This window comes from Pseudomonas sp. PA15(2017) (assembly GCF_001945395.1).
Lineage (GTDB): Bacteria > Pseudomonadota > Gammaproteobacteria > Pseudomonadales > Pseudomonadaceae > Aquipseudomonas.
This window is the reverse complement of the sequence record NZ_MSXV01000040.1, coordinates 16,242-31,738: the sequence shown is the minus strand read 5'-3', so window position 1 is coordinate 31,738 and position 15,497 is coordinate 16,242. Positions and strand designations below refer to the sequence as shown.

General features: G+C 61.4%; 16 protein-coding genes. 4 read left to right on the top strand and 12 right to left on the bottom strand.

Annotation, left to right across the window (positions count from 1 at the left end):
* The 3 genes from BVH03_RS13165 to BVH03_RS13155 form a co-directional block, all read right to left on the bottom strand.
* Positions 1-457: transposase (locus BVH03_RS13165; protein WP_075961591.1), on the bottom strand; the 457-nt coding region annotated here is incomplete at its 3' end.
* A 108-nt stretch (positions 458-565) separates the two neighbouring features.
* On the bottom strand, positions 566-1,402 hold the full coding sequence (gene galU, locus BVH03_RS13160; RefSeq protein WP_075961590.1) for a UTP--glucose-1-phosphate uridylyltransferase GalU: 837 nt from the start codon (positions 1,400-1,402) through the stop codon (positions 566-568).
* A 49-nt stretch (positions 1,403-1,451) separates the two neighbouring features.
* On the bottom strand, positions 1,452-1,952 hold the full coding sequence (locus BVH03_RS13155; protein WP_075961589.1) for a CinA family protein: 501 nt from the start codon (positions 1,950-1,952) through the stop codon (positions 1,452-1,454).
* Positions 1,953-2,115: 163 nt separating this feature from the next.
* Here BVH03_RS13155 and BVH03_RS13150 point away from each other — a divergent pair, with 163 nt between their 5' ends.
* Both BVH03_RS13150 and ubiM read left to right on the top strand, forming a co-directional pair.
* The gene (locus tag BVH03_RS13150; protein WP_083640056.1) at positions 2,116-2,553 is read left to right on the top strand and encodes a hypothetical protein; all 438 of its coding nucleotides are present in this window, start codon (positions 2,116-2,118) and stop codon (positions 2,551-2,553) included.
* An 84-nt stretch (positions 2,554-2,637) separates the two neighbouring features.
* A complete protein-coding gene (gene ubiM / locus BVH03_RS13145) occupies positions 2,638-3,813 on the top strand; it encodes a 5-demethoxyubiquinol-8 5-hydroxylase UbiM (protein ID WP_075961588.1) in 1,176 nt (391 codons plus the stop codon).
* Here ubiM and cysW read toward each other — a convergent pair whose 3' ends face one another.
* The 3 genes from cysW to cysP form a co-directional block, all read right to left on the bottom strand.
* Positions 3,814-4,644 (bottom strand): sulfate ABC transporter permease subunit CysW, encoded by an 831-nt coding sequence (gene cysW / locus BVH03_RS13140; RefSeq protein WP_075961587.1) that lies wholly within the window; start codon positions 4,642-4,644, stop codon positions 3,814-3,816. It lies immediately after the preceding gene.
* On the bottom strand, positions 4,641-5,489 hold the full coding sequence (gene cysT, locus BVH03_RS13135) for a sulfate ABC transporter permease subunit CysT (protein WP_075961586.1): 849 nt from the start codon (positions 5,487-5,489) through the stop codon (positions 4,641-4,643). Before cysT ends, cysW begins: the two co-directional genes overlap by 4 nt.
* A gap of 297 nt (positions 5,490-5,786) precedes the next feature.
* The gene (gene cysP, locus BVH03_RS13130) at positions 5,787-6,800 is read right to left on the bottom strand and encodes a thiosulfate ABC transporter substrate-binding protein CysP (RefSeq protein ID WP_075961585.1); all 1,014 of its coding nucleotides are present in this window, start codon (positions 6,798-6,800) and stop codon (positions 5,787-5,789) included.
* A gap of 254 nt (positions 6,801-7,054) precedes the next feature.
* Between cysP and BVH03_RS13125 the strand changes: the two genes are divergently transcribed.
* Positions 7,055-7,951, top strand: coding sequence for a formate/nitrite transporter family protein (locus BVH03_RS13125; protein ID WP_075961584.1), 897 nt, complete (start codon positions 7,055-7,057; stop codon positions 7,949-7,951).
* Positions 7,952-8,106: 155 nt separating this feature from the next.
* Here the strand turns inward: BVH03_RS13125 and BVH03_RS13120 are convergent, their stop codons facing one another.
* From BVH03_RS13120 to BVH03_RS13095, 6 genes are all read right to left on the bottom strand, one after another.
* Positions 8,107-9,123, bottom strand: a complete 1,017-nt coding sequence (locus tag BVH03_RS13120) for an ABC transporter substrate-binding protein (protein ID WP_075961583.1) — start codon at positions 9,121-9,123, stop codon at positions 8,107-8,109.
* A gap of 106 nt (positions 9,124-9,229) precedes the next feature.
* Positions 9,230-10,096: an ABC transporter permease gene (locus BVH03_RS13115; RefSeq protein WP_075961582.1), complete on the bottom strand. Its 867-nt coding sequence runs from the start codon at positions 10,094-10,096 to the stop codon at positions 9,230-9,232.
* Between the two features lie 12 nt (positions 10,097-10,108).
* The gene (locus tag BVH03_RS13110; RefSeq protein ID WP_075961581.1) at positions 10,109-10,972 is read right to left on the bottom strand and encodes an ABC transporter ATP-binding protein; all 864 of its coding nucleotides are present in this window, start codon (positions 10,970-10,972) and stop codon (positions 10,109-10,111) included.
* A 4-nt stretch (positions 10,973-10,976) separates the two neighbouring features.
* Positions 10,977-12,020 (bottom strand): ABC transporter substrate-binding protein, encoded by a 1,044-nt coding sequence (locus tag BVH03_RS13105; RefSeq protein ID WP_075961580.1) that lies wholly within the window; start codon positions 12,018-12,020, stop codon positions 10,977-10,979.
* Between the two features lie 53 nt (positions 12,021-12,073).
* Positions 12,074-12,967, bottom strand: coding sequence for a TauD/TfdA family dioxygenase (locus BVH03_RS13100; RefSeq protein ID WP_075961579.1), 894 nt, complete (start codon positions 12,965-12,967; stop codon positions 12,074-12,076).
* Positions 12,968-13,416: 449 nt separating this feature from the next.
* Positions 13,417-14,196 carry a MetQ/NlpA family ABC transporter substrate-binding protein gene (locus BVH03_RS13095; protein WP_075961578.1) on the bottom strand — a complete coding sequence of 260 codons (780 nt, stop codon included), beginning with the start codon at positions 14,194-14,196 and terminating at the stop codon, positions 13,417-13,419.
* A 220-nt stretch (positions 14,197-14,416) separates the two neighbouring features.
* Between BVH03_RS13095 and BVH03_RS13090 the strand changes: the two genes are divergently transcribed.
* Positions 14,417-15,415: a D-cysteine desulfhydrase gene (locus BVH03_RS13090; protein ID WP_075961577.1), complete on the top strand. Its 999-nt coding sequence runs from the start codon at positions 14,417-14,419 to the stop codon at positions 15,413-15,415.
* The last annotated feature ends 82 nt before the right edge of the window (positions 15,416-15,497 follow it).

The following is a 15,497-nucleotide window of genomic DNA, read 5'->3' as shown; positions in this document are numbered from 1 at the left end:
GCGTTGACGCTACCGCCTGAAACTTGCTGCCATCAATGGCGACCAGGTTACCGGTGATCAACCCCGCCTGGCGACAGAACTGCACGAAAGCTCGGCAAGTCGCCTGGAACGCTGCACCATTGTCCTTGCGAAAGTCGGCAATGGTCTTGAAATCCGGCGCCAAACGGCCCAGCAGCCACATCACTTCAACATTGCGCTGGCACTCAGCCTCCAGACGGCGCGATGAGCGGATGCGCTGAAAATAGCCATACAGGTAAAGCATGAGCAGATCGGCCGGGTCATAGCCAGGACGCCCCGTGCGATGAGCCTTGGCTTTGCTAAAGCCCAATGCCTGAAGATCCAGCCTCGCTACATAGGCCTCGATCACCCGAACCAGATGATCCTCGGCGATCAGCTCCTCCAGCGTGACCGGAAATAGACTGCTTTGCCCGCGACCTTCGCCCTGGATATAACCCATAAACGACAATGCCCCTATCAACCGATAGAGGCATTGTCTTCAACTCACCCTCGGACTGCTAGGTTTTCACACAGTCTGCATGGGCCCGGTTTTTGATTAGGCGACGTATCAGCCGCGGCCTTCGCGGTACAGGTGCTCGAAGCAGAAGTTGGTGGCTTCGATGTAACCCTCTGCGCCACCGCAGTCGAAACGACGGCCTTTGAACTTATAGGCCAGCACACACCCGTCCTGCGCTTGCTTCATCAGCGCGTCGGTAATCTGGATCTCACCGCCCTTGCCCGGCTCGGTGTTCTCGATCAGCTCGAAGATATCCGGCGTCAGGATGTAGCGGCCGATGATTGCCAGGTTCGACGGCGCGTCTTCGGCCTTGGGCTTCTCGACCATGTGGCTGACGCGGAAGATGTCGTCCCGGATGGTTTCGCCGGCAATCACACCGTATTTGTGGATCTCGTCCATCGGCACTTCCTGCACCGCCACGATCGAGCAACGGAACTGGTTGTACAGCTTGACCATCTGGGTCAGTACGCCGTCGCCTTCGATGTTCAGGCACAGGTCGTCGGCCAGTACCACGGCAAAAGGCTCGTCGCCGATCAACGGACGACCGCTGAGAATGGCGTGGCCCAGACCCTTCATTTCCACCTGGCGGGTGTAGGAGAACGTGCAGTTGTCGATCAGGCGACGGATGCCGACCAGGTACTTTTCCTTGTCGGTGTTGCGGATCTGGTGTTCGAGCTCATAGCTGATGTCGAAATGGTCTTCCAGCGAACGTTTGCCGCGACCGGTGACCATGGCGATCTCCGTCAGGCCGGCATTCAGTGCTTCTTCGACGCCGTACTGGATCAGCGGCGTGTTGACCACAGGCAGCATTTCCTTGGGCATGGCCTTGGTCGCCGGAAGGAAGCGCGTACCGTAACCGGCGGCAGGGAACAGGCATTTCTTGATCATGTGGTTTCCTTGAAGGGTCGATGTTGCTCAAGTCGCTGAAACGTCGGCATCAGGAGGTCTGACGCAGCCGTTCGTAGTAATAGGGCAGTCGCAGCAAGGCATGGCGTGCGGCAGCCGCACGTCGTTCGTTGTTGTCTCCGGGAAAGGTCACGGTCTCGCTGGTCACCCCCTGGTGCTCGGCCAGGCGCGTGGCGCAGGCGAAACACATGGCGCCGTCGTAGACTTGCTGACCGCGCTTGTCGTCGGCGGTCGGGGCACCAGTGATGGCCAGAATGATGTCCGCGCTGCTGGTCATTAGCACGCCCAGCGCCATCTCCCGCGCGACCTCTTCGCTGTTCATGCCGAAGGTCTCGATGGTCTCCGGCTTCACGCCCAGCGAGGTCTGCATCGCGCGCTTGGAGTACACCACGAAGCCGCTCTCGAGCACGCCGTCACACCCCTGCACCGCAGCCACCGTGGCGGCCAGCAGCCCGGCCGTGGCGGACTCCGCCGTGCTCAGCACCAGGTTGTACTTTTCCAGGAAATGAACCGCCTGCTCGATGTTTTGCATGCCCGCGAATGTCTCTTAGCCAATTGTTACCGTGTGTCTATGGCAGTGATTGGGGGCTACAAGTTCCGAAGCATTTGGCAGCGACCGCTGATCGTGCCGGCTGAACTCCCCAGGCAGGCTGTTTTTCTCAGCCTGGAGAGCCGAAGAACCGAGGGGACGACAAGTGAATACGCTGCGCAAACCGCAAGAAAGCCATGGCTTGCATGACGTCAGCGACGACTCGCTGCGCCAGGCATTCATTCAGGCGCTGAGCGACAAGGCACGCCCGCTGTTCGAGGAAGCGGCCAGCTACGCACGCAATCATGACCTCGACGTGGTGGTGGATCTGGTGCTGGAACATGAAAGGCCGCGCCTGATCCTGGCGGTCAGCCGCCCCGGCGAGGACACCGTGAGCAGCTACAGCCTGGTCGCCAACCTGGCCTCGCAACGCATGCTCCACGAGGAGTTCTACGCCGACAGTGGCGACATCCATCGCCAGGAGTCGTTGCTCGCCTCGATCAACGAAAAGGTCATCGATACCCGTCTGGCCAATTTCTTTCGCAAGGGCTTCGCGCTGCCGTTGGACTACATCAACGAGCGCCACCCCATCGGTTTCTGGTAGCCCCTGGATTGACTGATCCTGCGCAAGACTTGCCGGCACGTGCCGATCTAGACTGCCGGCCGGTCTTTGACAGGAGAAACGGCCATGAAAACCGATGTCGTCGTCGTGGGCGCCGGGCCTGCCGGCCTATGTCTGGCGCGTTCGTTAGCGGGCCACGGTCTGTCGATCTGCGTCATCGAGCGGCAGCCCGAGGGGGAACTGGCTGCACCGGCGTTTGATGGCCGGGAGATAGCCCTGACGCACGCCTCCCAACGAATCCTCGAAGACCAGGGCCTTTGGCGGCGATTCAACGCCGATGAAATCGCGCCGTTACGCGACGCTCAGGTACTCAACGGACCCTCGCCCTATGCCTTGCGCATCGCCGCAGCGGCGGCCGGTAAGGAACGTCTCGGCTGCCTGGTGCCCAACCAGGCGATTCGCCGGGCCGCTTATGGCGCAGTGAGCGAATGTGCGGACATCGAGCTGCTCTGCGAGCGTACGATCAGCGAGCTGAGCTGCTCGGCTGCAGGCGTCGCCCTGCGCTTGGACGACGGCACCACTCTGAACGCACGCCTGATCGTCGCCGCAGACAGTCGTTTTTCCGATACCCGCAGGCGCCTCGGTATCGGCGCGCGCATGGAGGACTTCGGCAAGACCATGCTGGTATGCCGCATGGCCCACCAGCGCAGCCATGAGCACGTGGCCTGGGAATGGTTCGGCTATGGGCAGACCCTTGCCCTGCTGCCATTGAACGGCAACCGCGCCTCTGCGGTACTGACGCTTGCACCCGCGGAAATGAGTCGGGTCATGAGCCTTGATGACCAGGCCTTCGCCCGCGAGATGGAGCGGCGCTTCGATCATCGCCTGGGGCGCATGGAGCTGATTGGCGAGCGCATCACCTATCCGCTGGTGGGCGTTTATGCCGAGCGCTTCGCCGGGTTGCGCTGCGCCTTGGTGGGTGACGCTGCGGTGGGTATGCACCCGGTCACGGCCCATGGTTTCAACTTCGGCCTGCTAGGCCAGCAGCGCCTGGCCGATACCCTGCTCGGTGCATTGCGCCAGGGCCGGGACATCGCTGAGCCAGGCGTCCTGCAGTGTTACGCCAGTGCCCAGCAGCGGGCCAGCTGGCCGCTCTACCAAGCCACCAGCCTGTTGGTGCGGCTGTACACCGATGATCGCGGCCCTACCCGCCTGCTGCGCAATGCCGGCCTGCGCCTGGCGCAGAATCTGCCGCCCTTCAAAGCCGCACTGGCCCGGCACCTGACCCAGATTGCGCGCTAATCAGCTGTCGGCGGCGCGCTGCATATTCACCCGCTGCCGCCATTCCATGTAGGTCTTCAGCAACAGGGTGAGCAGCGCCATGCAGGCCAGCAGCGCTGCCGCAGTGAAGGCGGCGACCGGCTTGTAGTCGTTGTTGAGCTGGTCGACCAGCAACGGCAGCGTCAGGGTCTGGTTGAGAATGGTGCCGGAGACCACCGACACCGCACCGAACTCGCCAACGGCACGGGCGTTGGTGACTACCACGCCATACAGCAGCGCCCACTTGATGTTCGGCAGCGTGATATGACGGAAGATCTGCCAGCCATTGGCGCCCAGGCACAATGCCGAGGTTTCCTCTTCGTTGCCTTGAGACTGCATCACCGGAATCAGAATGCGCGCCACGTACGGAGCGGTGACGAACACCGTGACCATGACGATCCCCGGCCAGGCGAACATCAGTTGCATGTCGTTATCGTAGAACCACTGGCCGAGGGCCGTTTCCAGCCCGTAGACCACCAGGTAACAGAGGCCGGCGACCACCGGCGACACCGCATAGGGAATGTCCACCAGGGTGGTCAGCAGTTTGCGGCCGCGGAAATCGTAGTGGGTCACGCACCAGGCCAGCAGAATGCCGAAGCACAGGTTCAGCGGCACGGTGAGCGCGGCGACCAGCAAGGTCAGGCCGATGGCGTGCTGCATGTAATCCTGGGACAGGTTGTCGACCAGCATCGCCCAGCCACCGCTGAGCGCCCGGGTGAAAATCAGCGCCAGGGGTACCAGCAGCATCAGCGCGACCGCGCCGAGGCCCAGCCCGATGAGCACCCATTGGTGCCAGTGTTGGGGCTTCTTCATCGGCCTTGCCTCTGCCATTTGAACAGTCGTCCCTGCACTACCTGCAGGCTGAACAGCAGGAACAGCGACGCCAACAGAATCACCGAGGCGATCGCCGCCGCTGCCGGGTAGTTGAATTCCTGCAGGCGCACGAAAATCATCAGCGACGACACTTCGGTCTTGTAGGGAATATTGCCGGCGATCATGATCACCGCACCGAACTCGCCCAGGCTGCGCACGAAGGCTTGCGACGCACCGGTGATCAGTGCCGGCGCCAGGCTCGGCAGCACCACGTAGGCGAAGCTCTGCCATTTTTTGGCGCCCAGGGTACGCGCGGCTTCCTCGTATTCGCTGCCCAGGCTCTGCAGCACCGGCTGCACGGTGCGCACCACGAATGGCAGGCTGGTGAACACCATGGCGATCAGCAGGCCCGGATAGGCATAGGCGATCTTGATGCCCGCGGCATCGAAGTACTGGCCGAGCCAACCGCCGGGCACCAGCAAGGTCGCCAGGGTCAAACCGGCCACCGAGGTCGGCAGCGCGAATGGCAGGTCAACCAGCGCATCGACCAGCCGGCGGCCCGGAAAGTCGTAACGGGTGATGATCCAGGCGATCAGCAAACCGATCAGCAGCACGATCACGGTCGAGTAGAAGGCGCCGCTGATGGTCACCTTGTAACTCTGCACCACGCGCGGATCGCTGATCGCCTGCCAGTATTGCGCCCAGCTCATGTCGCTGACGTACAGCAACAGGGCGGACAGCGGAAACAGAATGACCAGCGACAGGTAGAAGACGCTGAAACCGAAGCTCAGGCCGAAACCCGGCAGCAGCGGATTCTGCAGAAAGAAAACGGGGGTCTTGCTCACTCGAAAATCCTTGAATGCACAAACCGCCGGTGGTCGGCGGTTTGTGAAATACGGCTGATGCGGCTCGATAGTCAGGGTAGTTCGCCGCTCGCGGCCCGCAGCTGGCCCCTATTCTTCTGTCGCGGTAACGCCCTCTGTATTGACTGCAAAGTGGCGGGAGCGGCCTTTGGTAGATTACCTGTGGGAGCGGGCCATGCCCGCGAAAAATTACGGGCATGGACTGGGCGTCCCCGCCCGCTCCCACAATGAATCGCTAAGCCGCTTTTGCCTTATCGCCGTCGGTCGACTGCAAGCCGATTACCGGCCTTCGGCCAGAAGCTGGTCAAGAATACCATTGCCATCGAAGTGCTTGGCAGTGATCTCGTCCCAGGAGCCCAGCACATCGGTCGGGTTGAGCAGGCGCAGTTCCTGGAACTGGCCAGCGGTCTCGGCAGCCACTTCCTTGTCCTGCACACGGTAGTGGTAAGTGGTCAGCAGCTTCTGGATGTCTTTGCTGTACTGGAAGTCCAGGTAGGCCTTGGCCACGTCGCGGGTGCCCTTCTCGTCCACCACCTTGTCGACGATGGCGACCGGGAATTCGGCCAGCACGCTTACCGGTGGTACGATCACCTCGAACTCGCCGGACTTGAATTCCTCGCCCTTGGCTATGTTCACCACTTCCGATTCGAAGCTCAGCAGCACGTCGCCCTGCCCGTTCTGGGCGAACGCCACGGTGGCGCCACGACCGCCGGTGGGGAAGTTCTCGACATTGCGCAGCACCTTGCCGACGAATTCCTTGATCTTCGCTTCATCACCCTTGAACGCTTCGTTGGCGTACAGCCAGGCGCCCAGGTAGCTGTAGCGGGCATTGCCGGAGGTTTTCGGGTTGGGGAACACCAGCGTCACGTCAGAACGGGCCAGATCGTCCCAGTTCTTGATGCCCTTGGGGTTGCCCTTGCGCACCAGGAAGGCGGTGGTGCTGTAGTACGGCGAGCTGTGGTTGGGGAACTGCTCGGCCCAATCCTTGCGTACCAGGCCACGCTTGGCGAGGATGTCCACGTCGGTGACCTGGTTGAAGGTCACGGTGTCGACCTTCTTGCCCTGGATGATGTCCTGGGCCTGGCGCGACGTGCCGGCGAACGACTGGTCGATCTTCAGATCCTTGCCGGTCTCGGCCTTCCAGTGAGCCTGGAACTTGGGGTTGATCTCGGCGAACAGCTCGCGGGCGACATCGTAGGAGGCGTTGAGAATCGGCTTGTCCGCCGCCGATGCGATAGCGCTGCCAAGCAGCGACGTGGTCACGGCAGTCGCCAGCAGGATGTTCTTCAGCATGATCCAGTGTTTCCTTACGAGAGGGCAGATAAGGGTGGCAGTCTGCCTGATGGCCTTATGCCTTAAAAGAATCCTTTTACCATAACCATATTCCACTACGCACTGAAGTCCGTTGACGTTTCATGCACGGCTGCGCCGTAGCCCATCTATCGCAGGCAAGGACGCCTTCATCAGGGCAGAACGACACCGGGCGCCGCAGGTCTGAATCCTCAGGCAGACGGGCCTCCGTCGTTCCCCCCATGAAGGTAACTGGTATGCAAGAACAAGCAGACGGCAAGACCCCCGGCCTGTCAGCCGAAGAAGAGCGCGAGATCGATGAGAAGCTGCCGCCGCGGGCGGCGGTGTTGCATGAAACCATCAGGATTCAGGGCGACCATGAGCTGGAGCGCAGCATTGCAGCATTATGGTGGTCGGCGCTGGCCGCCGGGCTGACCATGGGCCTGTCGCTGATGGCCATGGGTTTGTTCCGCTCTCGGTTGGGCCCCAGCGATGAAAGTCATGTGATTGCCAGCCTCGGTTATTCGGCAGGTTTTCTGGCGGTGATCCTCGCCCGTCAGCAACTGTTTACGGAAAACACCCTGACCGCCGTGCTGCCGGTGATGAGCAAGCTGAACCTGAACAATGTCGGGCGACTACTGCGCCTTTGGGGCGTGGTGCTATGCGGAAACCTGGCCGGCACCCTGCTGGTGGCCTGGGTGATGCTGCGCCTGCCGATTTTCGATACCCAGACCGACCTGGCGTTTCTGGAAATCGGCCGTAAGGTGATGGAGAACGACGTGTCCAAGATGCTTGCCAAAGGCATCATCTCGGGCTGGATGATCGCCACCATGGTGTGGATGATCGCCTCGATGGAAAGCGCCAAGATCGCCATTATCGTGCTGATCACTTACCTGATGGCACTGGGTGACTTCACCCATATCGTGGTTGGCTCGGTAGAGGTGTCTTATCTGGTGTATGCCGGTGAGGTGAGCTGGGGCAATTTCTGGCTGGTGTTTGCGGGGCCTACCCTGGCCGGCAATATCATCGGCGGCAGCTTTATCTTTGGCCTGCTCAGCCACGCCCAGATCCGCAGCGAGCGTGACGTGATTGCCAAGCGCGAGCGCGACAAGCACAAGTTGCTGGAGGAATTGCGCCGCAATCGCAAGGACTGACTGTGCAAGATCGCCAAAGACCTCAAGGTCGCGGTGGCCGCTTTTCTCGAAGTCGAGTCTTCGCAGGCGTGGCACCGATGCCGGCGAACCAGCAACCAAGTCGCCACGCTGACAGAAGCGCCCAGTATCCAGGGCGCTATCCAGTTCAACGCTGGTCAGCTACCCGGATTGGCGTAGGCTTCTTCGAAGAAGTAATCCTTCCAGGAACTGGCCTTGTTCTTCAGCACGCCCAGCTCATGCAGCTTCTCGGCGTAGATGAAGGTGCGCTGCGGCGACACGGTGAAGTCGTTTTCCGGGTCTTCGATGATTTTCTTCACGAACTCCAGCGGCAGCTTGGAGTTCTCCACACGGATGTAGGTCTCGGCCGCAGCGGCCTTGTCGGCCTTGATGATCTGCGAGGCCTCGACCAGCGCGTCGTAGAAAGCCTTGTAGGTCTTCGGATTGGCGTCGTGGAACTTCTCGGTGGCGTACAGCACGTTAAAGGTGGCTTGGCCACCGAGAATGTCGTAGCTGCTGATCAGCTTGTGCACCTTGGGATTTTCCAGCGCCTGGTACTGGAACGGCGGGCTGGAGAAATGCGCGGTGATTTCCGAGCCGCCCTTGGTCAGTGCCGCGGTGGCATCCGGGTGCGGCAGGCTGACGGAAATCTTGTCGAAACGCTGGAAGTCGGCATTGCCGTAGCGCTTGGCGGTTTCGATCTGCAGGGTGCGCGACTGGAAACCGACGCCGGCGGCCGGTACCGCGATGCGGTCCTTCTCATCGAGATCGTCGAGGGTCTTCACTTCATCGCGATTACTCAGCAGGTAATTGGGCAGCGAGCCCAGCGAGGCCACGGCCTTGACGTTCTGCCGGCCATGGGTGCGGTCCCACACGGTGAGCATCGGCGGCACGCCAGCCGAGACCACGTCGATGGCACCGGCCAGCAGCGCCTCGTTCATCGCGGTGGCGCCGGAGATGGTCCGCCACTCGACGTCGATGTTGTCCAGGCCCTGGGCTTTGGCATGCTTCTCGATCAGTTGCTGGTCCTTGACCACGTGCAGCACCAGGTAACCGATGCCGAACTGCTGGGCGATGCTGATCTTGCCTTCGGCATGAGCGGCCAGCGGAGTCGCCAAGGCGCCGAGCAAGCCCAGCGCGGTGGCCAGGCGGCCGAATTTGAACGTGTTGGTCATCGTCACTTCTCGTTATGTGATTCAGTTTCGTAGGGTGGATGACGTTTTTTCATCCACCGTTGCGGTCGTGGATGGCGGATCGGTGAAGCGTGATCCACCCTACGGATCAGCGCTGCATCCCCCAGCGCTTTACGGTCACCCGCTCAATGCTGGCGAAGATCAGGTTCTCCACCAGCAGGCCGATCAGGATCACCGCCACCAGCCCGGCGAACACCTTGTCGGTGTACAGCTCGTTGCGGTTCTGGAAGATGTACCAGCCCAGGCCGCCCTTGCCGCTGGAAGCGCCGAACACCAGCTCGGCAGCGATCAGCGTGCGCCAGGCGAAGGCCCAGCCGATCTTCAGCCCCGAGAGGATCGACGGCAGCGCCGCCGGGATCAGGATGAACAGCACGAAGCGCAGGCCCTTGAGCCCGTAGTTGCGCCCGGCCATACGCTGGGTCTCGGAGACGCCGAGAAAGCCGGCGTAGGTGTTCAGCGCCAGGGCCCAGAGCACCGAATGCACCAGTACGAAGATCAGGCTGTTCTCGCCCAGCCCGAACCACAGCAGCGACAGCGGCAGCAGCGCGATGGCCGGCAGCGGGTTGAACATCGAGGTCAGTGTCGACAGCAGGTCGCGGCCGAGCTGGGTCGACACCGCCAGGCTGGTCAGCAGAAAGGCCAGGACGATGCCGATCAGGTAACCCTTGACCAGCACCGATAGCGAGATCGCCACCTTCTCCAGCAACTCGCCGCTGCCGATGCCCTCGACGAAGGCCTTGGCCGTCTGCAGGAAGCTGGGCAGCAGCAGGTCGTTGGCCTGGTAGCGGGCCGCCGCCTCCCAGATCAGTGCCAGGGCCAGCAGAATCAGCGATTTGCGCAGCCAGCCCTGTTGCCACAGGCGCTGACCGAGCGACAGTTCGCGTTCCAGCTTGAGGCCGGGTAGCGGCTGCAGGGGGATTTCGTATTCCTCACGCCGTGCAGGGGAAAGACTCATGATCGCGGCTCCTCAGTAGGCGATGCGGATATCCTGGAAACCCAGTTCAGCGGCCGCTCCGCCGTCGACGTCTTCATCGAACAGCAGACGGTGAATCCGCTGCGCGGTGTGCTGGAAACCCACACCGCCTAGGCTGTGCAGGTCGAACTGGTGGCTGTTGATTTCCGCCCGCACGCGGCCCGGATGTGGCGACAGCAGCAGGATACGATTGCCGACGATCAGCGCCTCTTCGATGGAGTGAGTGACGAACAGCAGGGTGAAACGCACCTCTTCCCACAGCTCCAGTAGCTCTTCCTGCATCTTGCGGCGAGTCAGCGCGTCGAGGGCGGCGAAGGGCTCGTCCATCAGCAGGATCTTCGGCTGCATGGCCAGCGCCCGGGCAATCGCCACCCTCGCCTTCATGCCGCCGGACAGGGTGTGCGGATAGGCATCGGCAAAGGCAGCCAGGCCAACCTTATCCAGGTAATGCAGAGCGCGCTCCTCGGCCTCTTTACGACCAAGAGTGCGCGAGGCCAGCAGTGGGAACATGACGTTCTGCTTGACCGTCTTCCACGGCGGCAGCTGGTCGAACTCCTGGAACACCACGATGCGATCCGGGCCGGGCTCATGCACCTCGGCGCCGTCGAGGCGGATGCTGCCGGCGACCGGTTCGATGAAACCGGCTACCGCCTTGAGCAAAGTGGATTTACCGCAGCCAGAGGGGCCGAGCAGCACGAAACGATCGGCACGATCCACCTCGAAGCTGACTTCGTGGGTGGCGCGTACGACGCGCTGCGGGGTGCGGTACTCGAGGCTGACCTTGTCCACCTGAAGAACGGTATCGAAGGTGCCTCGATCCAGGGCGCTGGCCGTGTGGCCTTGCAGAGGGGCATTCATGTTTTCAGCTTCCCTCACCGATGGCGGCGTCTTCGAAGAAGTAGTCCTGCCAGCTGGCCGGTTTGTGTTTGATGGCGCCGACGCGGTGCAGGAAGTCGGCCAGTGGGTAGGTGTTGGTGGGCGTGACGGTGAACTGGAACTGCTCGTTGTCGATGATTTTCAACAGTTCTTCGCGGCTGATCTTGGCGCCGGTGACGCGGATGTAGGTATCCGCCGCGGCACCCTTGTCGTTCTGGGCAAAATCCGCCGCTTCGGCCAGGGCGCCGACGAAGGCCTTGTAGGTCTTGGGGTTGTCGGCGCGGAATTTCTCGGTGGCATACAGCACGGTCGGCGAGTTCGGGCCAAGCAGCTGGTACGTGTCGAGCACCACGTGCACATCCGGGTTCTCGAGTGCCTGATTCTGGAACGGCGGGTTGGAAAAATGCCCGCTCAGCTCGGTGCCACCGGCTTTCAGAGACGCCGTGGCGTCCGGGTGCGGCAGTGCCACGGTGTATTTGTCGAGGCGGTTGAATTCCTTGTCGCCCCACTGTTTGGCCGCGGCGTATTGCAGGAAGCGCGACTGCACCGACACGCCCACGGCAGGCACGGCGACACGATCCTTGTCGGTAAAATCGGCAATGGTCTTGACCTTGGGGTTGTTGCTCAGCAAGTAGTACGGGAAGTTACCCAGCGAAGCGACACCCTTGACGTTCTGCTTGCCCCGGGTGCGATCCCACACGGTGAGCAGCGGGCCGATACCGGCACCGGCAATATCGATAGCGCCGGACAACAGCGCATCGTTGACCGCCGAACCACCCGACAGCTGCTGCCAGTCGACCTTGATATCCAGGCCTTCGGCCTTGCCATGCTTTTCGATCAGTTGCTGATCGCGCACCACGTTGAGCAGCAAGTAGACGATACCGAACTGCTCGGCAATACGAATCTGCCCCTCGGCATGGGCGACTTGCGGCGCCGCCAGGCTGCCGGCCAGCAGGCTCAGACTCAGGGCGATACCGACAGCCAAACGGCCAAAACGAGGAATAAAGGGAAAGCGCTTACCTGCCGACATGTCGAGGCTCCAGTCAGAAATCAAAAAATGGGTCTAGCGGGGGAAGTGGCCAGTTAGAACGGCACATCACCCTGAATCGTGGTGCGGTGCATGCGTCGCCGCAGATGACTCGGGCAACCCGTGGCCAGGTGGATCAGCGCGCGGTTATCCCAGAACACCATGTCGCCGTTCTGCCACTGATGGCGGTAGATGAATTCCGGTTTGGCGCTGTGGGCATACAGCTCGGCGAGAATCTGCCGACTCTCGTCCTCGGCAACGTCGAGAATGTGGGTGGTGAAGTTCTCGTTGACGAACAGGCCCTGGCGGCCGGTTTCCGGGTGGGTACGCACCACCGGATGAACCACCGCCTTGACCTCGGCCAGCTGCGCCTCGGTCAGCGTCGGGCGGCGAATGCCGGCGAACACCTCATCGGCGTAACGAGCGGTATAGGAATGGGCAGCGCGCTTGCCGTCGATGGCCTGGCGCAGCTCGGCCGGTAGCGTCTCGAAAGCCAACTGCTGGCTGGCGAACAGGGTATCGCCACCCTCCTCCGGCAGTTCCTGAGCGTAGAGCATGGAACCCAGGCTGGGGAATTCCTTGTAGGAAAGATCCGAATGCCAGAACTTGCCGGCATCGCCCAGGCCGATCGGCTGCCCATTCTCCTTGATGTTGGAGATGATAAAAATTTCCGGGTGGTTGGCCAGCAGGAACTGCTTGAGTACGTGGATCTGCAATATGCCGAAGCGGCGGCTGAAATCGATCTGCTGTTGTGGCGTGATGCGTTGATCGCGAAACACCACGACGTTGTAGTCGAGGTGCGCCTGGTGGACGCGGGCGAAATCGACGTCGTTCAGCGGGCGGCCGAGGTCGAGGCCGACGATCTCGGCACCGACTGCAGCGGAAAAGGGGCGTACTTCAAAGTTCTGCTCTGGCTGGTGATTGGCAGAACTCAACGACACGGCGGGCATTTGCGCAACTCCACACGGTAAGGACGCCAACGAGGCGCGTCTCAGAAACAGGTGTTCGGCACCTGTATTCAGTCGTGCGGCGCGCCGGTTAGCCAGCGGGTACGCATAGGCAAACTATATCGATATAAAAAAATTAATTTAAATACCTTTTTAGCATTTGCTTATGGCGAAGCGCATCCGCCGCCACAAAGCAAAACGCCGACAGGATTCAGGCCTGTCGGCGTCTGGTAAAGCGGGCGTGACCCCCATAACCCATTCACGACTTTCCGGCTCGGCTTCAGCGCGTTGACTGTGAAGTGCCGGTAGCAGTCATCGCCGCAGTACCTGTGGGAGCGGGCCATGCCCGCGATTTTTCGCGCGCATGGCGCGCTCCCACAGTGGATCAGCGAACGGCCCTTTTGCCTTGTGGCCGCCTCTTCATATCGCCGAAAAAGATCGCGGACAGGTCCTTAGAACGCAGGCACCACGGCGCCCGAGTACTTCTTCTCGATGAAGGCCTTCACGTCCGGGCTGGTCAGCGCATCCGCGAGCTTCTTGATGGTTTCGCTGTTCTGGTTATCCGGGCGGGCAACCAGGTAGTTCACGTACGGCGAATCCTTGTTCTCCAGCACCAGCGCATCCTTGTTCGGGTTGAGCTTGGCTTCCAGCGCGTAGTTGGTGTTGATCAGCGCCAGGTCAACCTGATCCAGCACGCGCGGCAACATGGCCGCCTCGAGCTGCTTGAACTTGAAGTTGTGCGGGTTGGTGGCCAGGTCTTTCGGGGTGGCCTGGATGTTGGCTGGATCCTTCAGGGTCAGCAGGCCGGCATGCTGCAGCAGCTGCAGGGCACGACCGCTGTTACTCGCCTCGTTGGGGATGGCGATGGTGGCGCCATCGGGCAGTTCATCGAGGCTCTTGTACTTGCGCGAATAGCCGCCGAACGGCTCGACGTGCACGCCCTTGACGATCACCAGGTGAGTGCCACGACTTTCGTTGAAGCTGTCCAGGTAAGGTTTGGTCTGGAAGTAGTTGGCATCCAGTTGCTTCTGCTCGACCTGCAGGTTGGGCTGTACGTAATCGGTGAACACCTTGATCTCGAGGTCGACGCCCTGCTCCGCCAGCTTCGGCTTGATCAGCTCGAGGATTTCGGCGTGAGGAACCGGCGTAGCGGCCACGGTAAGTTTTTCCGCGGCGAATGCCTGGGTAGTCAGGACGGAGGCCAATGCAGCCAACAGAAGCGTTTTTTTCATGTTTATTCTCGGTAGTTGTCGCTGGATCGACAGCGGCATGGGGATGATTGGCCAGGCCGGATAGGGTCGGCGCGCTGACGATACGGCCCTCAGTTATACGTGGAAAATACTTTTAATTCATTCTCATATTTCTTATCAGAATAAGCAGTGACGGGCGCACTTGTTGTGTTTCGGGCGGTCACTTCTAAAGTGAAGACACCCCCAATGCGGATTGACGAACATGATCAGCGAAGCCCTGAGCCGTTTCGAGCGCCTGGAACTGGTTCCCCATGCCACCCCGCTGCAACACCTGCTGCGCCTGTCGCACCATGTGGGCCGCGACATCTATGTCAAACGCGATGACCTGACCCTGTTCGCCCTGGGCGGCAACAAGGCCCGCAAACTGGAATACCTGGGTTCCGATGCACTGGCCCAACACGCCGATACGCTGATCACCGCGGGCGCCATCCAGTCCAATCACGTACGCCAGACTGCCGCGCTGGCCGCCAAACTGGGCTTGGCCTGCGTGGCTCTGCTGGAAAACCCCATCGACACGCAGGAACAGAACTACCTGCACAACGGCAACCGCCTGCTGCTGGACCTGTTCGGCACGCGCGTCGAGCACGTCGACAACCTCGAGGAGCCGGACCTGATGCTGATGGCCAAGGCCGACCGCCTGCGCGCCACGGGCAAGAGCCCTTACGTGATTCCGATCGGCGGCTCCAATGCCCTCGGCACCTTGGGTTACGTCAAGGCGGGCCTGGAGTTCGCCGAGCAGGTCGCTGACAAGGGCCTCGACAGCGGCACCCTTGTGCTGGCGTCGGGTAGCGGTGCGACCCATGCGGGCCTGGCGCTGGCGCTGGCCCACGTGCTGCCCGAGTGGCGTGTGCTCGGCATCACCGTATCGCGCCCTGCCGATCTGCAACGTCCCAAGGTAATGGGCCTGGTGCAACGCACCGCCGAACTGCTGGGCGTCAACGTGCCGCAAGCGCTGACCATCGAACTGTGGGACGAGTACTACGGGCCGCGTTATGGCGAACCGAACACCGGCACGCTGGACGCCATCCGCCTGCTGGCGAGCAGCCAGGGCCTGCTGCTCGACCCGGTCTATACCGGCAAGACGTTCGCCGGCCTGCTCGACGGGGTGCACAAAGGTGCGTTCGAGGAAGGCAAGCCGATCGTGTTCCTGCATACCGGGGGTGCGCCGGCGCTGTTCGCGTATCAGTCCTTGACTCTCTGAACGGCATATACAAATAATTTTTTATTATTTTCTCGACTACCCAGGCAACCGTAGAGTGCCGCGTCCCAACCGCACCTGACAA

Bases quoted from the DNA above. Each gene is read 5' to 3' on its own strand.
- BVH03_RS13115 (WP_075961582.1), bottom strand. From the start codon at position 10,096: ATGAGTCTTTCCCCTGCACGGCGTGAGGAATACGAAATCCCCCTGCAG.
- BVH03_RS13155 (WP_075961589.1), bottom strand. From the start codon at position 1,952: ATGCAAAACATCGAGCAGGCGGTTCATTTCCTGGAAAAGTACAACCTG.
- galU (WP_075961590.1), bottom strand. From the start codon at position 1,402: ATGATCAAGAAATGCCTGTTCCCTGCCGCCGGTTACGGTACGCGCTTC.
- BVH03_RS13090 (WP_075961577.1), top strand. From the start codon at position 14,417: ATGATCAGCGAAGCCCTGAGCCGTTTCGAGCGCCTGGAACTGGTTCCC.
- BVH03_RS13125 (WP_075961584.1), top strand. From the start codon at position 7,055: ATGCAAGAACAAGCAGACGGCAAGACCCCCGGCCTGTCAGCCGAAGAA.
- BVH03_RS13120 (WP_075961583.1), bottom strand. From the start codon at position 9,123: ATGACCAACACGTTCAAATTCGGCCGCCTGGCCACCGCGCTGGGCTTG.
- cysP (WP_075961585.1), bottom strand. From the start codon at position 6,800: ATGCTGAAGAACATCCTGCTGGCGACTGCCGTGACCACGTCGCTGCTT.
- cysW (WP_075961587.1), bottom strand. From the start codon at position 4,644: ATGAAGAAGCCCCAACACTGGCACCAATGGGTGCTCATCGGGCTGGGC.
- ubiM (WP_075961588.1), top strand. From the start codon at position 2,638: ATGAAAACCGATGTCGTCGTCGTGGGCGCCGGGCCTGCCGGCCTATGT.
- BVH03_RS13100 (WP_075961579.1), bottom strand. From the start codon at position 12,967: ATGCCCGCCGTGTCGTTGAGTTCTGCCAATCACCAGCCAGAGCAGAAC.
- BVH03_RS13110 (WP_075961581.1), bottom strand. From the start codon at position 10,972: ATGAATGCCCCTCTGCAAGGCCACACGGCCAGCGCCCTGGATCGAGGC.
- BVH03_RS13095 (WP_075961578.1), bottom strand. From the start codon at position 14,196: ATGAAAAAAACGCTTCTGTTGGCTGCATTGGCCTCCGTCCTGACTACC.
- BVH03_RS13105 (WP_075961580.1), bottom strand. From the start codon at position 12,020: ATGTCGGCAGGTAAGCGCTTTCCCTTTATTCCTCGTTTTGGCCGTTTG.